The organism is Neisseria bacilliformis (assembly GCF_014055025.1).
Lineage (GTDB): Bacteria > Pseudomonadota > Gammaproteobacteria > Burkholderiales > Neisseriaceae > Neisseria > Neisseria bacilliformis.
The window spans coordinates 2,076,077-2,095,656 of the sequence record NZ_CP059571.1; the positions used below are offsets into that span (position 1 = coordinate 2,076,077).

At 56.9% G+C, this 19,580-nt stretch carries 18 protein-coding genes and 1 tRNA gene; 11 read left to right on the forward strand and 8 right to left on the reverse strand.

Annotated features, from left to right (window positions below; all coding sequences use genetic code 11):
* Positions 1-168 precede the first annotated feature (168 nt).
* From H3L91_RS10075 to H3L91_RS10100, 6 genes are all read left to right on the forward strand, one after another.
* Entirely contained in the window at positions 169-1,281 is a 1,113-nt protein-coding gene (locus H3L91_RS10075) for a PilT/PilU family type 4a pilus ATPase (RefSeq protein WP_040659683.1), read from the forward strand.
* A gap of 65 nt (positions 1,282-1,346) precedes the next feature.
* Positions 1,347-1,664, forward strand: coding sequence for an HLGFF motif protein (locus H3L91_RS10080; protein WP_007343741.1), 318 nt, complete (start codon positions 1,347-1,349; stop codon positions 1,662-1,664).
* 1 nt (position 1,665) lies between these two features.
* The gene (ccoS, locus tag H3L91_RS12390; RefSeq protein WP_007343742.1) at positions 1,666-1,884 is read left to right on the forward strand and encodes a cbb3-type cytochrome oxidase assembly protein CcoS; all 219 of its coding nucleotides are present in this window, start codon (positions 1,666-1,668) and stop codon (positions 1,882-1,884) included.
* A complete protein-coding gene (locus tag H3L91_RS10090; RefSeq protein ID WP_007343743.1) occupies positions 1,881-3,173 on the forward strand; it encodes an MFS transporter in 1,293 nt (430 codons plus the stop codon). The genes ccoS and H3L91_RS10090 overlap by 4 nt, the downstream gene beginning before the upstream one ends.
* A 327-nt stretch (positions 3,174-3,500) precedes the next feature.
* Positions 3,501-3,860 carry a YkvA family protein gene (locus H3L91_RS10095; RefSeq protein ID WP_007343744.1) on the forward strand — a complete coding sequence of 120 codons (360 nt, stop codon included), beginning with the start codon at positions 3,501-3,503 and terminating at the stop codon, positions 3,858-3,860.
* A 76-nt stretch (positions 3,861-3,936) separates the two neighbouring features.
* A tRNA-Ile gene (locus H3L91_RS10100) sits at positions 3,937-4,012 on the forward strand.
* 218 nt (positions 4,013-4,230) lie between these two features.
* Here the strand turns inward: H3L91_RS10100 and miaA are convergent.
* Complete coding sequence (miaA, locus tag H3L91_RS10105) at positions 4,231-5,172, reverse strand: tRNA (adenosine(37)-N6)-dimethylallyltransferase MiaA (RefSeq protein WP_007343746.1); 942 nt, start codon at positions 5,170-5,172, stop codon at positions 4,231-4,233.
* A 58-nt stretch (positions 5,173-5,230) separates the two neighbouring features.
* On the opposite strand from miaA, the gene H3L91_RS10110 reads away from it, so the two are divergent.
* Both H3L91_RS10110 and H3L91_RS10115 read left to right on the forward strand, forming a co-directional pair.
* Positions 5,231-5,557, forward strand: a complete 327-nt coding sequence (locus H3L91_RS10110) for a pirin-like C-terminal cupin domain-containing protein (RefSeq protein WP_007343747.1) — start codon at positions 5,231-5,233, stop codon at positions 5,555-5,557.
* A gap of 360 nt (positions 5,558-5,917) precedes the next feature.
* Positions 5,918-6,106 carry a hypothetical protein gene (locus H3L91_RS10115; RefSeq protein ID WP_154647222.1) on the forward strand — a complete coding sequence of 63 codons (189 nt, stop codon included), beginning with the start codon at positions 5,918-5,920 and terminating at the stop codon, positions 6,104-6,106.
* A gap of 168 nt (positions 6,107-6,274) precedes the next feature.
* Here the strand turns inward: H3L91_RS10115 and H3L91_RS10120 are convergent, their stop codons facing one another.
* From H3L91_RS10120 to pilM, 7 genes are all read right to left on the reverse strand, one after another.
* Positions 6,275-8,152, reverse strand: a complete 1,878-nt coding sequence (locus H3L91_RS10120; protein ID WP_007343749.1) for a monovalent cation:proton antiporter-2 (CPA2) family protein — start codon at positions 8,150-8,152, stop codon at positions 6,275-6,277.
* A 107-nt stretch (positions 8,153-8,259) separates the two neighbouring features.
* On the reverse strand, positions 8,260-9,462 hold the full coding sequence (gene trpB / locus H3L91_RS10125) for a tryptophan synthase subunit beta (RefSeq protein WP_007343750.1): 1,203 nt from the start codon (positions 9,460-9,462) through the stop codon (positions 8,260-8,262).
* A gap of 119 nt (positions 9,463-9,581) precedes the next feature.
* Positions 9,582-11,669 (reverse strand): type IV pilus secretin PilQ, encoded by a 2,088-nt coding sequence (locus H3L91_RS10130; RefSeq protein WP_007343751.1) that lies wholly within the window; start codon positions 11,667-11,669, stop codon positions 9,582-9,584.
* A 29-nt stretch (positions 11,670-11,698) separates the two neighbouring features.
* Positions 11,699-12,208, reverse strand: coding sequence for a pilus assembly protein PilP (locus tag H3L91_RS10135; protein ID WP_007343752.1), 510 nt, complete (start codon positions 12,206-12,208; stop codon positions 11,699-11,701).
* A complete protein-coding gene (locus H3L91_RS10140; RefSeq protein WP_007343753.1) occupies positions 12,205-12,840 on the reverse strand; it encodes a type IV pilus inner membrane component PilO in 636 nt (211 codons plus the stop codon). Before H3L91_RS10140 ends, H3L91_RS10135 begins: the two co-directional genes overlap by 4 nt.
* Before the next feature lies 1 nt (position 12,841).
* Entirely contained in the window at positions 12,842-13,504 is a 663-nt protein-coding gene (locus H3L91_RS10145) for a PilN domain-containing protein (protein ID WP_007343754.1), read from the reverse strand.
* A gap of 2 nt (positions 13,505-13,506) precedes the next feature.
* Positions 13,507-14,604, reverse strand: coding sequence for a type IV pilus assembly protein PilM (gene pilM, locus H3L91_RS10150; RefSeq protein WP_007343755.1), 1,098 nt, complete (start codon positions 14,602-14,604; stop codon positions 13,507-13,509).
* A 149-nt stretch (positions 14,605-14,753) separates the two neighbouring features.
* On the opposite strand from pilM, the gene H3L91_RS10155 reads away from it, so the two are divergent.
* The 3 genes from H3L91_RS10155 to dapA all read left to right on the forward strand — a co-directional run bounded on the left by H3L91_RS10155 (position 14,754) and on the right by dapA (position 19,580).
* Entirely contained in the window at positions 14,754-17,171 is a 2,418-nt protein-coding gene (locus H3L91_RS10155; RefSeq protein WP_007343756.1) for a penicillin-binding protein 1A, read from the forward strand.
* 440 nt (positions 17,172-17,611) lie between these two features.
* Positions 17,612-18,475, forward strand: a complete 864-nt coding sequence (rpoH, locus tag H3L91_RS10160; protein ID WP_007343757.1) for an RNA polymerase sigma factor RpoH — start codon at positions 17,612-17,614, stop codon at positions 18,473-18,475.
* Positions 18,476-18,704: 229 nt separating this feature from the next.
* Positions 18,705-19,580, forward strand: a complete 876-nt coding sequence (gene dapA, locus H3L91_RS10165) for a 4-hydroxy-tetrahydrodipicolinate synthase (RefSeq protein WP_040659120.1) — start codon at positions 18,705-18,707, stop codon at positions 19,578-19,580.

Genomic DNA, 19,580 nt, shown 5'->3' on the forward strand with positions numbered 1-19,580 from the left:
GGCCGTCTGAAAATCCGTTTTCAGACGGCCTTTCGGACAATATGCCGCAACCGCATTGTCGGCTATAATCCGCCCGTTTTTTTTCCGCTCCGACCAACCGCCGCCGCCTTTTCAGACGGCCTTTTTCCACATTACAGGGACCGCATCATGACAACAACCGCCGAACCGATGAGCGTCAAGGAAACCATCCACAGCTGGATGCGTTATATGTACGAAAACAAAGCCTCCGACCTCTTCATCACCGCCGAATTTCCCCCCGCCGTCAAGCTCGACGGCAAACTCACACCGATTACCGACAAGCCGCTCACCGCCGGCACCTGCGGCGCAATCGCCCAGGCCCTGATGACGCAAAAGCAGCGCGAAGAGTTTGAAAACACAAAAGAATGCAATTTCGCCGTCAGCATCGACGGCGTCGCCCGCTTCCGCGTCAACGCCATGATCCAGCGCGGCGCAACCGCCCTCGTCATCCGCATCATCAACAGCGTCATCCCGAAAATGGACGACCTGCGCCTGCCCGAAATCCTGAAAAAAGTCGCCATGCAGAAACGCGGGCTGGTGATTTTCGTCGGCGGCACCGGCTCGGGCAAATCCACCTCGCTGGCAGCCATGATCGACTACCGCAACGAAAACAGCTACGGCCACATCATCACCATCGAAGACCCCATCGAATTCGTCCACCCGCACAAAAACTGCATCATCACCCAGCGCGAAGTGGGCGTGGACACCGAAAACTGGTTCGCCGCCCTGAAAAACACCCTGCGCCAGGCACCCGACGTCATCCTCATCGGCGAAATCCGCGACCAGGAAACCATGGAATACGCCCTGGCCTTTGCCGAAACCGGCCACCTGTGCATGGCCACCCTGCACGCCAACAGCTCCAACCAGGCACTCGACCGCATCATCAACTTCTTCCCCGAAGAAAAACGCACCCAGCTGCTCACCGACCTCTCGCTCAACCTGCAAGCCTTTGTTTCACAACGCCTCGTGCCCAAAGAAAACGGCAAAGGCCGCGCGGCGGCGGTGGAAGTCCTGCTGCAATCCCCGCTCATTTCCGACCTGATCTTGCGCGGCGAAGTGCACGGCATCAAAGAAATCATGAAAAAATCCACCGACATCGGCATGCAGACCTTCGACCAGGCACTGTACGAACTCTTTGAAAGCGGCCAGATTTCCTACGCCGAAGCCATCAAAAACGCCGATTCCGCCAACGACCTGCGCCTGGCCATCCAGCTCAGAAGCCGTCGCGGCCAAAACGCCGGCATCGACTTCGAGCTTTTGTAAACCCGCAAAAGAGGCCGTCTGAAAACCCTTTTTTCAGACGGCCTCTCCCCTCCCGCCTTCCCGCCATGCACTATTTCAGCCTCCACACCGGCAGCGACACCCACCTCGGCTTTTTCGTCATGACCGCCGACAACGAACACGAACAGCCGCCCCAATCCGGCCGCTTCCTCGTCAAACTGCAAAGCGAAACCCCGCCGCCCACGGCCGCCGCCCAAGCACTCGCCCCCTTCTGCGACAGCGAAAACCCCGGCATCTGGCAGCTGGCAGGCGACCGTGTCAATCTCTCCGCCGCCGACGGCAGCCCCGCCGGCCGCATCCGCAACGAACACCTCACCCTCGGCGGCCAAACCTTCCTGCTGAACGACCTCACCGGAGTCCTCTGACATGGAAAGCATGTACATCCTTGTCCCCATCAGCCTCATACTCGGCGCGCTCATCATCTACTTCTTCTGGTGGTCGGGCAAAACCGGCCAGTTCGACGACCTCGAAGGCCCCGCCCACCGCATCCTGATGGACGACGACAGCTACCACGAACCGCCGCAGACACCGCAACCCGACAGGCCGTCTGAAAAAAACCGCCCCGAACACGGAGAACAACCATGAGCGACAACAGCTTCGCCTTCGCCAAAAGCCGCCGCTTCGCCCCCCTCTTCTGCACCCAGTTCCTCGGCGCGCTCAACGACAACCTGTTCAAAACCGCCCTCTTCGTCATGATCAGCTACCACGGCCTCGGCGCAAACAGCATCCTGCCCCCCGCGCAAATGCTCAACCTCGGCTCGCTGCTCTTCATCCTGCCCTACTTCCTCTTCTCGTCAATTTCCGGCCAAATCAGCACCCGTTACGACAAAGCCCGCCTCGCCCGCGCCGTCAAAATCCTCGAAATCCTCATCATGGCCGCCGCCGCCTACGGCTTCTACATCCAGTCCGCTCCCCTGCTGTTGGCCATGCTCTTCTGCATGGGCACCCACTCCACCCTGTTCGGCCCCCTCAAATACGCCATCCTGCCCGACTACCTCGGCGAAAAAGACCTCATGATGGGCAACAGCCTCATCGAATCGGGCACCTTCCTCGCCATCCTCTTCGGCCAAATCCTCGGCACCATGGCCGCGGGCTGGCCGCACGGCATCATCATGACCCTCGTCGTCCTCGTCGCCCTCCTCGGCACAACCGCCTCCTTCTTCATGCCCTACGTCGGCGCGGCCAACCCCCGCCAGCACATCGACCCCGACATCATCCGCAGCACCAAACAACTCCTCAAAGACACCTTCGCCCAAAAAGAACTCTACACCGCCATCATCGGCATCTCCTGGTTCTGGCTCATCGGCGCGGTGTACACCACCCAGCTGCCCACCTTCACCCAAAAACACCTCGGCGGCAACGACAACGTCTACAACCTCATGCTCGCCCTCTTCTCCATAGGCATCGCCGCCGGCTCCGTTTTGTGCAGCAAAATCAGCCGCCACCGCCTCCACCTGCGCCTCGTCTCCGTCGGCACCATCGGCCTCACCGTATTCGGCGTCCTCCTCGTGCGCCTCACCCACGGCCAACACTACGAACCCGACCAACTCCAAGGCATCGCCGCCTTCCTCACCCGCGCCGACGCCTACCCCGTCATCCTCTGCATGGCCGCCATCGGCTTCTTCGGCGGCTTCTTCTCCGTCCCCCTCTACACCTGGCTGCAAACCGCCAGCAGCGACGAATTCCGCGCCAACGCCATCGCCGCCAACAACATCGTCAACGGCATCTTCATGGTGGCCGCCGCCCTCCTCAGCGCGCTCCTGCTCCTGCTCACCGACAGCATCGCCCTCCTCTACCTCGCCGCCGCCCTCGGCAACCTCGGCCTGCTCGCCTACCTCGTCAAACTCGACCTCCGCTTCATCCGCCGCGCCTGAAACACAAAAGGCCGTCTGAAAACTGCGGCTTCGGTTTTGACTGCGCCGAAGCTGCGCTTTCAGACAGCCTCTGCCATTAAGGTAGGGCGTGTGGCGTAAGCCATGCACGCGGTTTTCAGACGGCCTCTGCCGCTTAGGTAGGGTGTGTCGCCCAAGGCGACGCACGCGTTCCCTGCTTGGCAACAAATGCCCGCTTCCATATTGTCCCCCACAAAAGCCCCTCCACAGCCTTACCAAACTTTTCAGACGGCCTGCATTGATACAGGCCGTTTGAAAACCATATAAACCATCGTTGCCAACCCCCAGACACCCCCGAAAGGCCGCCCCATGACCACCCCCGAAAACTACATCCCCGCCTTCCGCCGCCGCAAAATCGACGAACCCGGCCTGCTGCGCAAACTCGCCCGCCACGCCGCCGACCTCGGCGCACCCGCCGTTCGCCAAATCTACGCCCTCTACTACCTCTACCGCTCCCCCGCCACCCCCGCCAAAGCCAAACTCACCATCGCCGCCGCCCTGCTCTACTTCGTCAGCCCCATCGACACCATCCCCGACCTCCTCCTGCCCCTGGGCTTCACCGACGACCTTGCCGTCCTCGCTCTCGCCTACAACCAAATCAAAACCCACCTCACCGACGACATCCGCCACCGCGCCCGCGCCGCCGCCGACCAACTCCTGCGCCGCTAAACCCCGCCCGCCGCACTTGCCCAAAACAGCGATTACAGATAGAATCCGCCGCTTCATTCTCTCCACACCTCCAAGCGGGTCGGTAGCTCAGGGGTTAGAGCAGGGGACTCATAATCCCTTGGTCGTGGGTTCGATCCCCACCCGACCCACCAAAAATTTCCAAGCCCAAACAACTGTTTGGGCTTTTTCTTTCTTCCGACACATGATTGGATGTGTCCAAATTGTGTCCGAAACGCCCGTTTTCCGCCCTACCCTCTGCAAACAAACGCAACAGGCCGTCTGAAAACCCGGTTTGCCTGCCAAACCCGGTTTTCAGACGGCCTGTTGTTCTTTCCCGAAGCCCAGCCTCCCCTGTTTCCCACGAACTGAATCACATGCCGAAATGCCGCGCCAGAGCGTTTGAGGCCGTTTGAAAAATATCGGCTGTGCCGCAGGGGTCGGCGGTGGTGTCGGCGTGGGTTTTGCGCAGCCAGGTGAGCTGGCGTTTGGCGAGCTGGCGGGTGGCGGCGGTGGCGCGTTCGGCAAACTCGCGGTATGAAACCGCGCCGTCGAGGTAGTCCAACGCCTGGCGGTAACCGACGCAGCGCATGGACGGGTGTTCGGCGGTGAGGGCGGGATAGTCGGCGCGCAGGCGGCGCACTTCGTCGGTAAAGCCTTGTTCCAGCATGGTTTGGAAGCGGGCGGCGATGGTTTGGTACAGGCGGGCGCGGTCGTGGGGGATGAGGGCGAAGGTGTACAGGTCGAGCGGCGGCGGGGCGGATACGCGTTCGGCGAGGTGTTCGCTCATCGGGCGGCCGGTGATGAGGAAGATTTCGAGGGCGCGTTCGATGCGCTGGCTGTCGGCCGGTTGCAGGCGGGCGGCGGTGGCGGGGTCGGCTTCCTGCAAACGGCGGTAGAGGGCGGCGAGGCCGCGCGCGGCTTTGTCGGCCTGCAACTGCGCGCGCACGGCGGGATCGGCTTCGGGCAACTCGTTCAGGCCGCAGGTGAGGGCGTGGAAATACATCATGGTGCCGCCGACGATAAGTGGCAGGCGGCCGCGCGCGGCGATTTCGCGGCACAGGCGGGCGCAGTCGGCGGCGAACTGCGCCGCGCTGTATGTTTGCAGCGGGCTGATGATGTCAATGAGGTGGTGCGGCACGGCGGCGCGCTCGGCCTTGGAGGGCTTGGCGGTGCCGATGTCCATGCCCGTGTACACCAGCGCGGAATCGAGGCTGACGATTTCGACGGGAAACCGCGCGGCCAACCGCAGGGCGAGGCCGGTTTTGCCGGAGGCGGTGGGGCCGGGGATGGCGAATACTTTGGTCGGACTCATTTTCAGACGGCCTGAAAAAGGCGCGATTATATAGCAGGCCGTCCCCGCCTACGCGGGGATGACGTTTCTGAAAGCGCGGCTTCGGCGTAGTCAAAAACCGTTTTCAGACGGCCTCTTTTCCTTTATCCGCGCCCGTTTCGCGCCGCCCCGCGCACTCCACGGCGAACGCGCCATCAGCCCAAGCCAGCTGGCCGTGTTCGAGCGCGAAGCCGGCGGAATCCGCATCCGCAACACCGGCAGCGGCACCGCCGAACTGCTGCTGCTCTCCGGCCTGCCGATTGACGAACCCGTCGCCGCCTACGGCCCGTTTGTGATGAACACCCGAGCCGAACTGGCCGAAAGCATCCGCGAATACAACGCGGGCAAATACGGTTCGTTGGATTAGGCCGCAGCAAGCCAAGAGGCCGTCTGAAAGGGCAGTTTCGGCGCAGCCAAAACTGTTTTCAGACGGCCTTTCCGTGTCCGCCACGCCGTAAGTGTGTGTCGCCTTGTGGCGCACGCGTTCTTTGTTCGGCAGCAAATGGCCGCACCCTGCAAAACCCAAAAACCGCGTGCGTGGCTGCGCCACACATCCTACCTCACGGCAGAGGCCGTCTGAAAAAACAAAATCCGCTTTTCAGACGGCCTCTTCTCCATCCGCCCATGCCGGACCGGACGTAGGGTGTGTCGCACCGAGGCGACGCACGCGGTCTGTACCGCACAACGAATCCCTGTCTCCCGCCAAATCCCAAACCGCGTGCGTGGCTTGCGCCGCACACCCTACCTTAGCGGCAGAGGCCGTCTGAAAAACACAATCTGCTTTCAGACGGCCTCTTCTCCATCCGCCCATGCCGAATCAGACGTAGGGTGTGTCGCCCCGAGGCGACGCACGCGGTTTCCGCTGTTTAAAGGCCGTCTGAAAATCCTCAAACCCGATTTTCAGACGGCCTCTTAATCTTCCCGTCGCAACCCCAAACCGCGTGCGTGGCTTGTGCCATACACCCTACCCGAGCGGCAGAGGCCGTCTGAAAATATATGGGAATGGTGGGTCAAGACCCACCCTACGCAATCTGTGCCGAAGCTGCGTTTTCAGACGGCCTTTGTCTGCCCGCACGGGGCGGTGTCAGTTCTTTTTGGTGTGCGCCCAGTCGGCGGCTTCGCGCTGCCAGTCCACTTCGCCGCCGCCGAGCAGGGTTTGCATCATGTTGGCGGTTTCTTTGTCGAGTTCGCGGGCTTTTTTCATCAGGGCTTCGTTGGCGAAGGGGGGGACTTCGGGGTCGTAGAGTTCGGACAGGGTGAAGAGGTGGTAGCGGTCGCGGGCGGCGTAGAAGTCGCTCAGTTCTTTGGCGCGTTCCTGCGATACGCCGAGGCTTTCGAGGGCGATGCGGCCGCTGCGGATGGCGGCGTCGAAGGTTTCGCGCACGATGAAGTCGGCGCCGGCGTGGTGCAGGTTGTAGGCGTGCTGGCGGCCGTGGGCGCGGGCGATGATGGTGAGGTCGGGGTAGTGGCGGCGGACGAATTCGACGACTTCGGTGGACTGTTTGTCGTCGCCGATGGCAACGATCAGGAGTTTGGCTTTGCCCAGGCCGATGGAGTTGAGCAGCTCGGGGCTGGTGGCGTCGCCGTAGTAGGTTTTGCTGCCGTATTTGGTGAGCCCTTCGACGGTTTCGGCGTGGAAGTCGATGACGGTGGTGTGGAAGCCGCAGCCGGTGAGCATGCTGTTGATTTGTTGGCCGAAGCGGCCGTGGCCGAGCAGGATGATGGGGTTTTCTTCGTGCACTTCGTCGTTGGGGCGGCTTTGGTTTTCTTCGGCGATGCCGCGCGGGGCGACGACTTTGTCGTAGAAGATGAACAGCAGGGGGGTGAGCAGCATGGAGAGGGCGACGACGAGGGCGATGCGGTCGGAGAGTGCGTGCGGCAGGACGCGGTTTTGGTCGGAGATGGACAGCAGTACGAAGCCGAATTCGCCGGCTTGCGCGAGGCTGAGGGCGAAGAGTTTGCCGGCGGTGGCGGGCAGGCGGAACAGTTTGCCGAGGATGAAGAGTATGAGGGCTTTGAGCAGCATGGTGCCGAGGGTGAGGCCGAGTACCAGCGGGAATTCTTTGCCCAGCAGGCCGAAGTTCATGCCCGCGCCGACGGTGATGAAGAAGAGGCCGAGCAGCAGCCCTTTGAAGGGTTCGAGGTGGCTTTCCATTTCGTGGCGGTAGGAGCTGTTGGCCAGCGCGACGCCGGCGATGAACGCGCCCAGCGCGGGGGAGAGGCCGATGAGGGACATGAGGGTGGCGATGCCGACGACCAGCGCGAGGGTGAACAGGGTGAACATTTCGCGCAGGCGGGTTTTGCTGATGAAGCGGAAGGTGGCGGGCACGAGGTAGCGCACGCCGATGACGATGATGGCGATGGCGGCCACGCTTACGAGGGCGGTTACCCAGCCGGGCTGTCCGGCCAGGATGTTGGCGGATTCGTGGCCGTGCTGCGGCTTGGCGGCGGCAGTGCCCAAGAGGGGCAGCAGGGCGAGCATGGGGATGGCGGCCACGTCTTGAAACAGCAGTACGGCAAAGCCCGCCTGACCGCCCGCCGTGGGCAGCAGGTTTTTCTCGCCGAAGGTCTGCAATACGATGGCGGTGGACGACAAAGCCAGTATGCAGCCGATTGCCACGCCGACCTGCCAGGTCTGCCCCAAGGCGATGGCCAGCCCGGTAATGGCGGCCAGTGTCAGCACGACCTGCAAGCCGCCCAGCCCCAAGAGTTTGTGCCGCAGCCGCCACAGCATTTGCGGGGCAAGTTCCAAACCGACCAGAAACAGCATCATGACCACGCCGAATTCGGCCACGTGCTGGATGGATTCGGCCTCTTTGCCGACCAGGCCGAGCACCGGCCCGATCATGATGCCCGCCATCAGGTAGCCGAGCACCGACCCCAAGCCCAGTTTCTGCGAGGCCAAAACGACGGCAACGGCAAACGCCATGTAAATGAAGGTGTACAGCAGTATTTCGGTCATGGTTTGTTCTTTTCTTTTTTCAATGTTGCGGGCGGAAAGCGGGAAATATGCGGCATGGCGGCCATATTTTCAGACGGCCTCACAAGGGCGTGAGGCCGTCTGAAAACTCAAATCTCGATGCCTTTGAGTTTGGCAACGGTGTTGATGTCCTTGTCGCCGCGACCGGAGAGGTTGACCAAAATAATCCGGTCTTTGCCCATTTTCGGCGCGTTTTCCACCGCCCATGCGAGCGCGTGGCTGGATTCGAGCGCGGGGATAATGCCCTCGAAGCGGCAGAGCAGATCAAACGCGGCCAGCGCGGCATCGTCATTGGCGGCGGTGTATTCCACGCGGCCGATGTCGGCCAAATGGCTGTGCTCGGGGCCGATGCCGGGGTAGTCGAGGCCGGCGGAAACCGAATGTGTGCCGAGCACTTGGCCGTTTTCGTCCTGCATTAAATAGCTGCGGAAACCGTGCAATACGCCGATGGGGGCTTTGCTGGTAATCGGCGCGGCATGATCGGGGGTATCGACACCGCGTCCGCCCGCTTCCACGCCCACCAGCCGTACGCCCGCTTCTTCGATATAGGGGTGGAACAGGCCGATGGCGTTCGAGCCGCCGCCCACGCAGGCCACGGCCACATCGGGCTGGCGGCCGACGGCTTCGAGCATCTGCTCTTTGGCTTCGTTGCCGATCACGCACTGAAAATCGCGCACCATTTCGGGATACGGCGCGGGACCGGCGGCCGTGCCGATGATGTAAAACGTGTCGTCCACGCGGGCAACCCATTCGCGCATGGCTTCGTTCATTGCGTCTTTGAGCGTGCGGCTGCCGCTTTCCACGCCCACCACGTTCGCGCCCAACAATTTCATGCGGAACACATTGGGCATTTGTCGTTGGATGTCGTCCGCGCCCATATACACATCGCAAGTCATGCCGAAGCGGGCGGCCACGGTGGCCGAAGCTACGCCGTGCTGACCCGCGCCGGTTTCCGCAATCACGCGCTTTTTGCCCATGCGTTTGGCCAAGAGTGCCTGACCGATGGTGTTGTTTACTTTGTGCGCGCCGGTGTGATTCAAATCTTCGCGTTTGAGCCAGATTTGCGCACCGCCCAAATGCGCCGACAAACGTTCGGCGTGGTAAACAGGGCTGGGGCGGCCGACATAGTGTTTCAAATCGCGGCGGAACGCTTCCCAAAATGCGGGGTCGTTTTTCGCTTCTTCGTAGGCGGCGGCCAATTCTTTCAAAGCGGGAATCAGGGTTTCGGAAACATATAATCCGCCGTGTTCGCCGAAAAAGCCCTGCTTGTTTGGCGCATGATAGTTTTTCATCGGTTTCGTCCTTGTAAATAAAACAGATTCAAAAGCATGTTAGATATGGATGCGACAAGCAAATTAATGGTCTAAGGCTTATTTTAAATAAACCTTAGACCATTTTTCAATTTACCTTATCAATAACGCAATGTGCTGCCGACATTATCCACGATGCGCGGGGTAATAAAGATCAACAGCTCTTTCTTGCTGGTATTGCGCGAGCGGGACTTGAACAGGTTTCCTACGACAGGAATATCACCCAACAACGGCACTTTGCTGACACCTTCCGAGTTCTCTTCCTCGTAAATACCGCCAAGAATCAGCGTCCCGCCGTTTTCAACCATCGCTTTCGTATCCAAACGCTTGGTATCGATACAGGGTTCGGATGCGCCACAGTTACGGTTAACCGAGTCTTTATTGACCTTAATATCCATAATAATCTGGCCGTCAGGCGTGATTTGCGGCGTTACAGTCATACCCAAAACCGCTTTTTTGAACGATGTAGAAGTCGCACCGCTTGAAGAGGCTTCTTGGTAAGGAACTTCCGTACCTGATTCGATGACCGCTTCTTTGCGGTCTTGCGTCAAGACGCGCGGCGAAGAAATAACTTTCGCTTTGTTTTGCGCCTGTTGGGCGGACAATTCCAATGCCAATGCACCGGATGAAAGAGCATGAACCAAAGCAACACTGGAAGTTGCTGCTGTTGTAGGCAGGTTGATATTAGGATTCAGCGTCCACGTACGATTGGTATTGTTTTGGCTAGCATTAACATTTGTATTGTTATTAGCCTGAGCATTCGCCCAGTTGCTACCCCAACTGTTCTTACCGTTTGATCCCGCGTAACCGAATTTCACACCAATTTCGCGGGAGAACCCATCGGAAGCCTCAACAATACGGGTCTCAACCATTACTTGGCGTGCCGGAACGTCTAGTTCTTCAAGAATTTTCTCAAATTTCCGCAAAATGGACGAATTGTCAGTAATGATCAACGTATTGGTTGCCGGGTCAATTAATGCGCTTCCTCGGCTGCTCAAAATAGTTTTGCTAGTTCCGGAAGAACCGCTGTTTGAATCATCTAATTTCAATATCTTACGGAACTCTTCAACATTTTTATAACGCAACTGGAAAGTACGTGAATACAGAGGTCCTAATTCATTAATTTCTCTTTCCTGAGTCAGAGTTTCTATATCTCTAGCCAGCAATTCTTTACGCGGAGCAACATTAATAATGTTGCCGGATTTCCTCATATCAAGATTACGGGCTTGCATTACCAAGTCCAGAGCCTGATCCCAAGGTACGTCTTTGAGCGTAAGTGTCATCTTGCCTGTAACAGTATCGCTGGCAACAATATTCATGCCCGACTCTTTGGCAATAATCTGTAAAATGGTACGCACATCAACATCTTGGAAATCAAAAGAGACACGCCCCCCCTTGAATGATTTGTTTTTCGCTTGCAGACCTGCCTCTTCCGCATTCAGTTTCGGAGAAATATCAAGCGATATATGTCCGTTTACTACCTTATGATTGGACGCCCAGCTTCCTTGATTTTTAATAACCACTTGGGTATCGTTACCAATACGTTTCATAACGATATTGCGCACAGGTGTACCAAAATCGCTTACATCCAAATTCCGTTGCGCCTGCGTGGGCAACGGGTAGTTTTTCAACGTAACTGTAACATTACCGCTATTCTGTTTAATATCAGGCTGTCCGGAAAATCCGGGAGCAGTTATGTCAACAACCCCACCTTTGCCCGACTTTCTAAAATCAATCATCGCAGAAGCAGCATTTTGCGTTTGGCGGTTACGCTGCCCTTGGCTGGCCTGAACCGGAGCAGCGGCATTTTCAGTAATATGAATCCAAACCTCATTCCCTTTTACCTCAGCCGTATAACGTCCTTCCCGATTCAGCCCCACCAAAACACGAGCTGCACCATTATTAGGAGCGGTTGCAATCCGGTTAAGCAAGGAGTCTTCATATTCAAAAACAGGCTGGGATACTGCCAAAGACGTAGCAGGGAAATCAAATGCCAGCTGTGTTGCTCCACCTACTGCAGAAGCCTTAGGCAAAACAACGCCTTTATCAAATTTTATCTTAACAATTTTTTGATTGTTTGGAAAAGCAGAGACATTAATATCTGTGATATTGCCTGCAAGTGCCAACTGTCCGATCAAACCCAGACCCAATGCCGGGATCACTTGGTTAAATACTGTTGCTTTTTTCATAATTAAAAACCCCTTAAAATTTTAATTTCCTATTGTTCAGAACTACTCAATACCAATTCAGCCGGACGATAGGTCCAATTGCCGTAAGCATCTTCAACCAATTCCGTGATAAGCAGTGCGTCATCACGAATTTCGCTGACCCGGCCATAGTTTTGACCGATATAGTTGCCTTTCCCTATCGTATATACATGTCCGTCCACTTCAACAAAGGCCGAAACCAAACCTGATTTTTTGAACGATCCGACATATTTGATGCTTTCCAGATTAAAAGCCTCCAATACTTCTTTAGGTCTGTTCGGATCCGGAGCATTCACACCTTTCTGATTGGTGCTCAGTCGTTTACTGTTGAACGCATCCAACGCAGGCTGAGGAGCCGGCGTATATGTCAGCATGGGCACACCCTCAGGTATCTCAACAGGCTTAATCTTTTTTTCGGCTTCTTTTTTGGTACTATCAATCCAAGCACGCAAATCACCCGGCTCTTCCTCACATGCCGCCAAGAATAAAAAGCCCGACAATAAAATAATCTTTTTCATCATTTTTGATCCCCTTTATCTGCCGCAGAAGCCGCCTTAGCCTGTTCCGCAGCCAGCTCTTCAGCGGGACGTGCCTTATAGGTATTTGCAATGGCATTCAAATTGATTTGCCCTGTTTTATCATCCTTAGCCATATCCAACTGACTCAACGTAATGATTCGAGAAAGTCCGCCTATATCACGTGCAAATTTCGCAACTTGGTCATATTGCCCGCTGATCGCCAATTTATACGGCAACCTTTGAATCGCACCATCATTAACAGGCTCGAGCGGAGACAAAGCACCCAAGCGCAAATTGTTTGTTGATGCAGCCTGGTTCAATTCCTGAATCAAATTTGGAATTTCTTTATCAGTCGGAAGCTGTTGCAACAACTGGTTAAACGATGTATGCAACGCTGCCAATTCCGCTTTTAAATTTTCCAAACTTGCCGCCTGTACGCTTTTGCTGGCGTATGACTCTTTCAATTCTGCTTCTTTGGCTTTAGCCGCATCATACTCTGCAAGCTGATCCTTAAATAAAAGGAAATAACCCAATCCGAGAATCGCTAAAATCAGCAAAGCACCAATGCCTAATTTTATTGGAGCATTTAATTCATGCAAATTTTGCAAATCAAAATTTTGTTTATTCTTTGCCATCTTATTTTCCTTCACTTGCAGAGTTTTGTTCCAAAGCCGCCGCATTAGGAGAAGACGCAGCATCCGAGCCATCAGAAGGACTTGATGCACTCTGCTCGTTCACATTTGCCAAAGGAGCACCAGCAGACGGATTAAGCACTGTTTTAATAACGAATTTCTGGCCACTATCTGTTTTTTCGATACTTAACAACTCCGGCTGATTAAAAATCCCCGTCGACGGCAAAACCCGCATGAACATTGCGATACGGTTATCGCTGGATGCCTTACCGGTTATCTCGTAAGAATTCTCATCCTTAGCAGAAATCGCCGTAATATAAGCCCCCTCAGGAAGCAATTGGTTCAACGTATCAATAATACGCGCACCCTCAAACCTTTTGTTTTGAAGCTCTTCAACTTTTTGCTTCTTCGCCAAGAAATCGGCTTTTTCGGCTTTAAGCGTCGCGATTTCCTTAATAGCTTCGTCCATTTTAGCAATTTCACTTTCCAAGAATCTGTTTCGATCTTCCTGAGAGGAAATTGCCTGGCTGATACCGACATAAACAGCCCCGCAAAGGCCAAGCCCGATCAAGCCGGCCGCTATCATCATTACTTTAAATTTCTGCTTCTTCTTCTGACTTATTTCTTCCCGGTAAGGAAGCAGATTAATCTTAATCAAATCAATCATATTTACACCCCTCTCAAAGCCAAGCCAAACGCAACCGTCAATTCGGCCGCATCGTATTGCAATTCGGAGATATCCACCTTAGCCCCATAAGAAACTGAAACAATCGGATTAATACACTCCGCCGCAGTATTCGTTTGTGAAAAAATCGTTTCTGCCAAATTCGCCTGCAACGAAGCAGACCCAGATAGGAAAATATTTCTGACATTCGAGAACTGATCACCCGACTGCGTCGTGTAATAAAATTGCAGGACGCGCTGAATCTCTTGGGCAATCTGTGCATTAAAGCGATCAGCAATCTGGACTTGATAATCGGCCGGCTTGTCATCACTCTTACGCATCACTTTCGCCTGCTCTTCGCTTACCTGATATGTTCTCTGAATCAATTGGTTCAACTGTTCGCCGCCTAAGGAAGATTCCTGCCGGTACAAAATCTGGCCGTTTTGCAACACGAGCGAAGACATTTCGTTTTCAGAAATATGAACAGCCATTACTTTGTCGGATACCAATTCGGGATACTGCTTGTCCATCCAGTAATTAAAGGCGTTGGCCTGCGCCAAAACATCCACATCTAAAAACTGCAACGACAACCCTGCACTGTCGAAAGCCTCCAAGCGCGGTTCTATTTCTTCTTTCCGCGCTGCGACAACCAAAACTTTCTGTCCGATAGAACCTTGGGATTTGCCCAAATCCTGATAGTCATAATTCACTTCGTCCAGCGGCATTTGCTGCGAAATTTCCAATTCGACAAAATCTTCCAAACCGACATCGGCATCGCGCTGGTTGTAGACAACCGTTTCTATAGTAGCCGAGGTTTGGGGAACAGCAGCGACGATGTTGCGGCTGCTCCCGCCCACTTGGGTATATGCATGTTGCAAGTATGCGACAAGTTGGTCGTAATCATGTATCGTAGTGCCCTTGATGACATTTTTAGGCAGCCGTGCAATGGCATATTTGTCCAGCTGCACCTGATTCAGATTACGTCCCGAAAGCTGTACGATTCGGACGGCATCCTGAGTGAGGTCGATACCCACAGACGTACGAGAGGAAAAACCGGAAGAGGCCTTACCTTTTGTATTTTTTTCACTTTTTGTTAAACGCATAACTCATTTCCCTGCCAAGTGTTATTGGTTACAATACTGGCTTCCGTAAGCGGTTGATAAGAATGTCCGGCAGCTGTGTTGCCTTACTGCCGAAACGTTAAGACCATTTTACTTTATTTAATGCCCTTTTGGGCAAATATTACCCAGTCATGATTAAAAAAATTTTCACCACCCTTCTCGGCCTGTCTATCGGCCTGGCTCTTTTTGCCGTCGGACTGCTCGCTATCGCAGTGCTGACGACCTATCCCAAACTCCCTTCTTTGGACGCAGTGCAAAACTACCAGCCGAAAATGCCGCTGACCATTTACTCCGCCGACGGCAAACTCATCGGCTCGTATGGTGAGGAACGCCGCGCGTTTACCGAAATCAAAGAATTCCCGCAGGTGCTGAAAAACGCCGTGATTGCCGCCGAAGACAAACGCTTCTACGACCACTGGGGCGTAGACGTCATCGGCGTCGCCCGCGCCGTTATCGGCAACATACGCGGCGGCGGCGTCCAGTCCGGTGCCAGCACCATTACCCAGCAGGTAGCCCGCAACTTTTACCTGACCAACGAACGCACGCTTACCCGCAAATTCAACGAAGCCCTGCTCGCCTACAAAATCGAACAGTCTTTAACCAAAGACCAGATTCTCGAACTCTACTTCAACCAAATCTACTTGGGGCAGCGCGCCTACGGGTTCGCAGCCGCAGCACAAGTCTACTTCAACAAACCCGTCCAAGAGCTGACCCTGGCCGAAGCCTCCATGCTGGCCGGCCTGCCGAAATTCCCGTCCGCCGCCAACCCTCTGGTCAACCCAAAACGCGCCAAACAGCGGCAGGAATACATCCTGAACAACATGGTCGAGCTGGGCATGATTACCCAAGCGGAAAAAGACGCCGCCTTTAAAGAAGAGCTGCACTACGAACGCCACGTACAGGACATCGACCAAACCTCGCTTTACGTCGCCGAAATGGCGCGGCAGGAGCTGTTTGAAAAATATGGCGAAGACGCCTACACCCAGGGTTTCAAGGTATACACCACCGTCGACACCGAAAGCCAGCGCGTCGCCACCAACGCCCTGCGCAAAACCCTGCGCGGCTTCGACCGCAGCAGCAGCTACCGTGGCGCGGAAGGCTATTTGGACTTGGGCAAAGACACCGACGAAGACATCGAAGAAGCCGTCGGCAAATACCTCTCCACCATGCACGCCGTAGACGGGCTCGAACCCGCTGTCGTCATCGAAGCCTCGAAAAGCAAAGGCATCACCGCCCAAACCACAGGCGGCGACCAAGTCCGTCTCACGCCCGCGCAAATGGGCGGCGCGCGCAACGCCATCCTCAACGCCAAACTCGAAGACGCGCAAATCCGCCCCGGCGCGGTCATCCGCCTGCAAAAAACCAAAAGCGGCTGGCGCATCGGGCAAGAACCCGCCCTGCAAGGCGCACTGGTCGCCTTAGACGCCCGCACCGGCGCGGTAAAAGCCCTCGTCGGCGGCTACAACTTCCACAGCAAAAACTTCAACCGCGCCACCCAGGCACTGCGCCAGCCCGGCTCCTCGTTCAAACCCTTCATCTACTCCGCCGGCCTCTCGCGCGGCATGACGGCGGCCACCCTGATCAACGACGAACCGATCTCCATCCCCGGCGCGGGACGCGGCGGCCGCCCTTGGACACCGAAAAATTCAGACGGCCGCTACGACGGCCCCATCACCCTGCGCCAAGCCCTCACCCGCTCGAAAAACATGGTCTCCATCCGCATCCTGATGGCAACCGGCCTTAACTACACCCAGCAGTACATCCAAAAATTCGGCTTCAAACCCAACAACCACCCCGCCAACCTCTCCATGGCACTGGGCGCGGGATCGAGCACCCCCCTGCAAATGGCCGAAGGCTACGCCGTTTTCGCCAACGGCGGCTACCGTGTCTCCGCCTACGTCATTGACAAAATCTACGACTCGCAAGACCACCTCAAAGCCCAGATGCAGCCCCTTGTCGCCGGCGAAAACGCCCCGCAGGTCATCGACCCGCGCAACGCCTACATCATGTACAAAATGATGCAGGACGTCGTCAAATACGGCACCGCGCGCGGCGCGCTCTCCCTCGGCCGCAACGACATCGCCGGCAAAACCGGCACCACCAACGACAACAAAGACGCATGGTTCGTCGGCTTCAACCCCGATATCGTAACCGCCGTCTACATCGGCTTCGACAAACCCCGCAGCATGGGGCGCGCCGGCTACGGCGGCACCATCGCCCTGCCCGTCTGGGTCGAATACATGCGCTACGCCCTCAAAGGCAAACCCACCACCGGCATGAAAGTGCCCGCCGGCATGGTCTTGCGCAACGGCGAATACTTCTATAAAGAACGCCAAAGCACCGACCCCGCCCTCAGAATCGACAACAGCAGCAGCCGCTCCGATGCCGACGGCAGCGAAAGCAGCACGCCCAAACCCGCCGCCGCCGACAACGGCGCGGAAGACATCGGCGAACGCGAGCTCAAACCCACCAACACCGGCGGCGAGCACGAAGTCAAACCCACCAACCGCAGACCCGCCCCGTCGTCCGACTTGGACGACCTGTTCTGACCCGCACCCGCGCAACGGCCGCATCCGCAAGGACGCGGCCGTTTTTTTTTGCCCGCACACCTGCCATACAAGCGTCCGCAGCAGCAGAGGCCGTCTGAAAAAGAGGCCGTCTGAAAAAATTTCAGACGGCCTCAAACACCCGCAGGCGTATCAATATGCAAACTTCCTTCGGCTGCTTACGCCGCAAACGTTGAGCTCGGCATCGTTTCCAACCCTACCGGCTTTTTCCGACATGGCGGCAGACTTCTGCCCGAACACAAGCGTGCGCCAATACAGATTGGCCCTCCGGCAAAATACACACCGGCCGCCGAAAATTTGAACGGCTTTTTAACAACCGAAAGCAATTCTTAGCGCAGAAATAGCGTAAACTACGCCCCTTTTCAGACGGCCTGCCTGCTTGCAGCGCACCCGCCGCACCACAACCCACCCGAGGAACACCGATGACCGCAGGCCAAACCACCACCCTTCCCGTCCCCAGCGGACACGGCAGCCTGGAACAATACATCCACACCGTCAACAGCATCCCCCTGCTCACCCCCGAAGAAGAACACAACCTCGCCGAGCGCAAAATGGGAGGCGACGTCGAAGCCGCCAAACGTCTCATCCTCTCCCACCTGCGCGTCGTCGTCTCCATCGCGCGCGGCTACGACGGCTACGGCCTCAACCAGGCCGACCTCATCCAGGAAGGCAACATCGGCCTGATGAAAGCCGTCAAACGCTACGAACCCGACCGCGGCGCGCGCCTCTTTTCCTTCGCCGTCCACTGGATCAAAGCCGAAATCCACGAATTCATCCTGCGCAACTGGCGGCTCGTGCGCGTCGCCACCACCAAGCCCCAGCGCAAACTCTTCTTCAACCTGCGCTCCATGCGCAAATCCCTCTCCGCCCTCTCCCCCAAAGAAGCGCAGGCCATCGCCGACGACCTGGGCGTGAAACTCTCCGAAGTCATGGAAATGGAACAGCGCATGACCGGCCGCGACATCGCCCTTCTGGCCGACAACAGCGACGACGAAGACAGCTTCGCCCCCATCGACTGGCTGGCCGACCACGACAACGAACCCACCCGCCAAATCGAACGCAAAGCCCACCACGCCCTGCAAACCGAAGGCCTGCAAAACGCCCTCGCCAAACTCGACGAGCGCAGCAGGCGCATCGTCGAAACCCGCTGGCTGCAAGACGACGGCGGCCTCACCCTGCACGAACTGGCCGCCGAATACGGCGTGTCCGCCGAGCGCATCCGCCAAATCGAAGCCAAAGCCATGCAGAAACTGCGCGGCTTCCTCGCCGAAGAAGCCGAATGCTGAACCCGCCGCAGAGGCCGTCTGAAAACACAGTTAAAACTCAAATGAAGCACAGCCCTTTTTCAGACGGCCTCAAACAGCACAAAACACAACCAAAAAGGCCGTCTGAAAAACACAGACACAGAGCAGCCCGCCCGCCTCACGCCCCGTCCCAACCGCCTTTTTGCACCGAAAACCAAACTTGGCTACAATCCGCCCGTTTTTTCCAACCACCCACCACAAAGGTTCCAACATGCTGACAGGCAGCCTGGTCGCACTCATCACCCCCATGCGCGAAGACGGCAGCGTCGACTTCCCGCAGCTTGAAAAACTCATCGACTGGCACATCGCCGATGGCACCGACGCCATCGTCGCCGTCGGCACCACCGGCGAATCCGCCACCCTCTCCGTTGCCGAACACACCGCCGTCATCGAAGCGGCCGTCAGACATACCGCCAAACGCATCCCCCTCATCGCCGGCACCGGCGCGAACAACACCGCCGAAGCCGTCGAACTCTCCCGCGCCGCACAACAGGCAGGCGCAGATGCCACCCTCTCCGTCGTCCCCTACTACAACAAGCCCTCCCAGGAAGGCATCTACCGCCACTTCAAAACCATCGCCGAAGCCGTCGACATCCCCATGATCGTCTACAACGTGCCCGGCCGCACCGTCGTCAACATGGACAACGACACCATCCTGCGCCTCGCCCAAATCCCCAACATCACCGGCGTCAAAGAAGCCAGCGGCGCGCTCGCCCGCGAAACCGACCTCATCAACCGCGCCCCCGAAGGCTTCGCCGTCTACTCCGGCGACGACCCCACCGCCCTACCCTTCCTGTTATGCGGCGGACACGGCGTCATCTCCGTCGCCGCCAACGCCGCCCCCAAACTCTTCGCCGACATGTGCCGCGCCGCCCTCGCAGGCGACATCCCCCTCGCCCGCGAACTCAACCGCCGCCTCACCCCCCTTTACGACGTCATGTTCTGCGAACCCAGCCCCGCCGCCCCAAAATGGGCCGCCGCCCAACTGGGCATGTGTTCCGAACACGTCCGCCTGCCCATCCTCCCCCTTACCCCGGCCGGACAAGCCAAAGTGCGCGCCGCACTTACCCAAACCGGCCTGATTTAA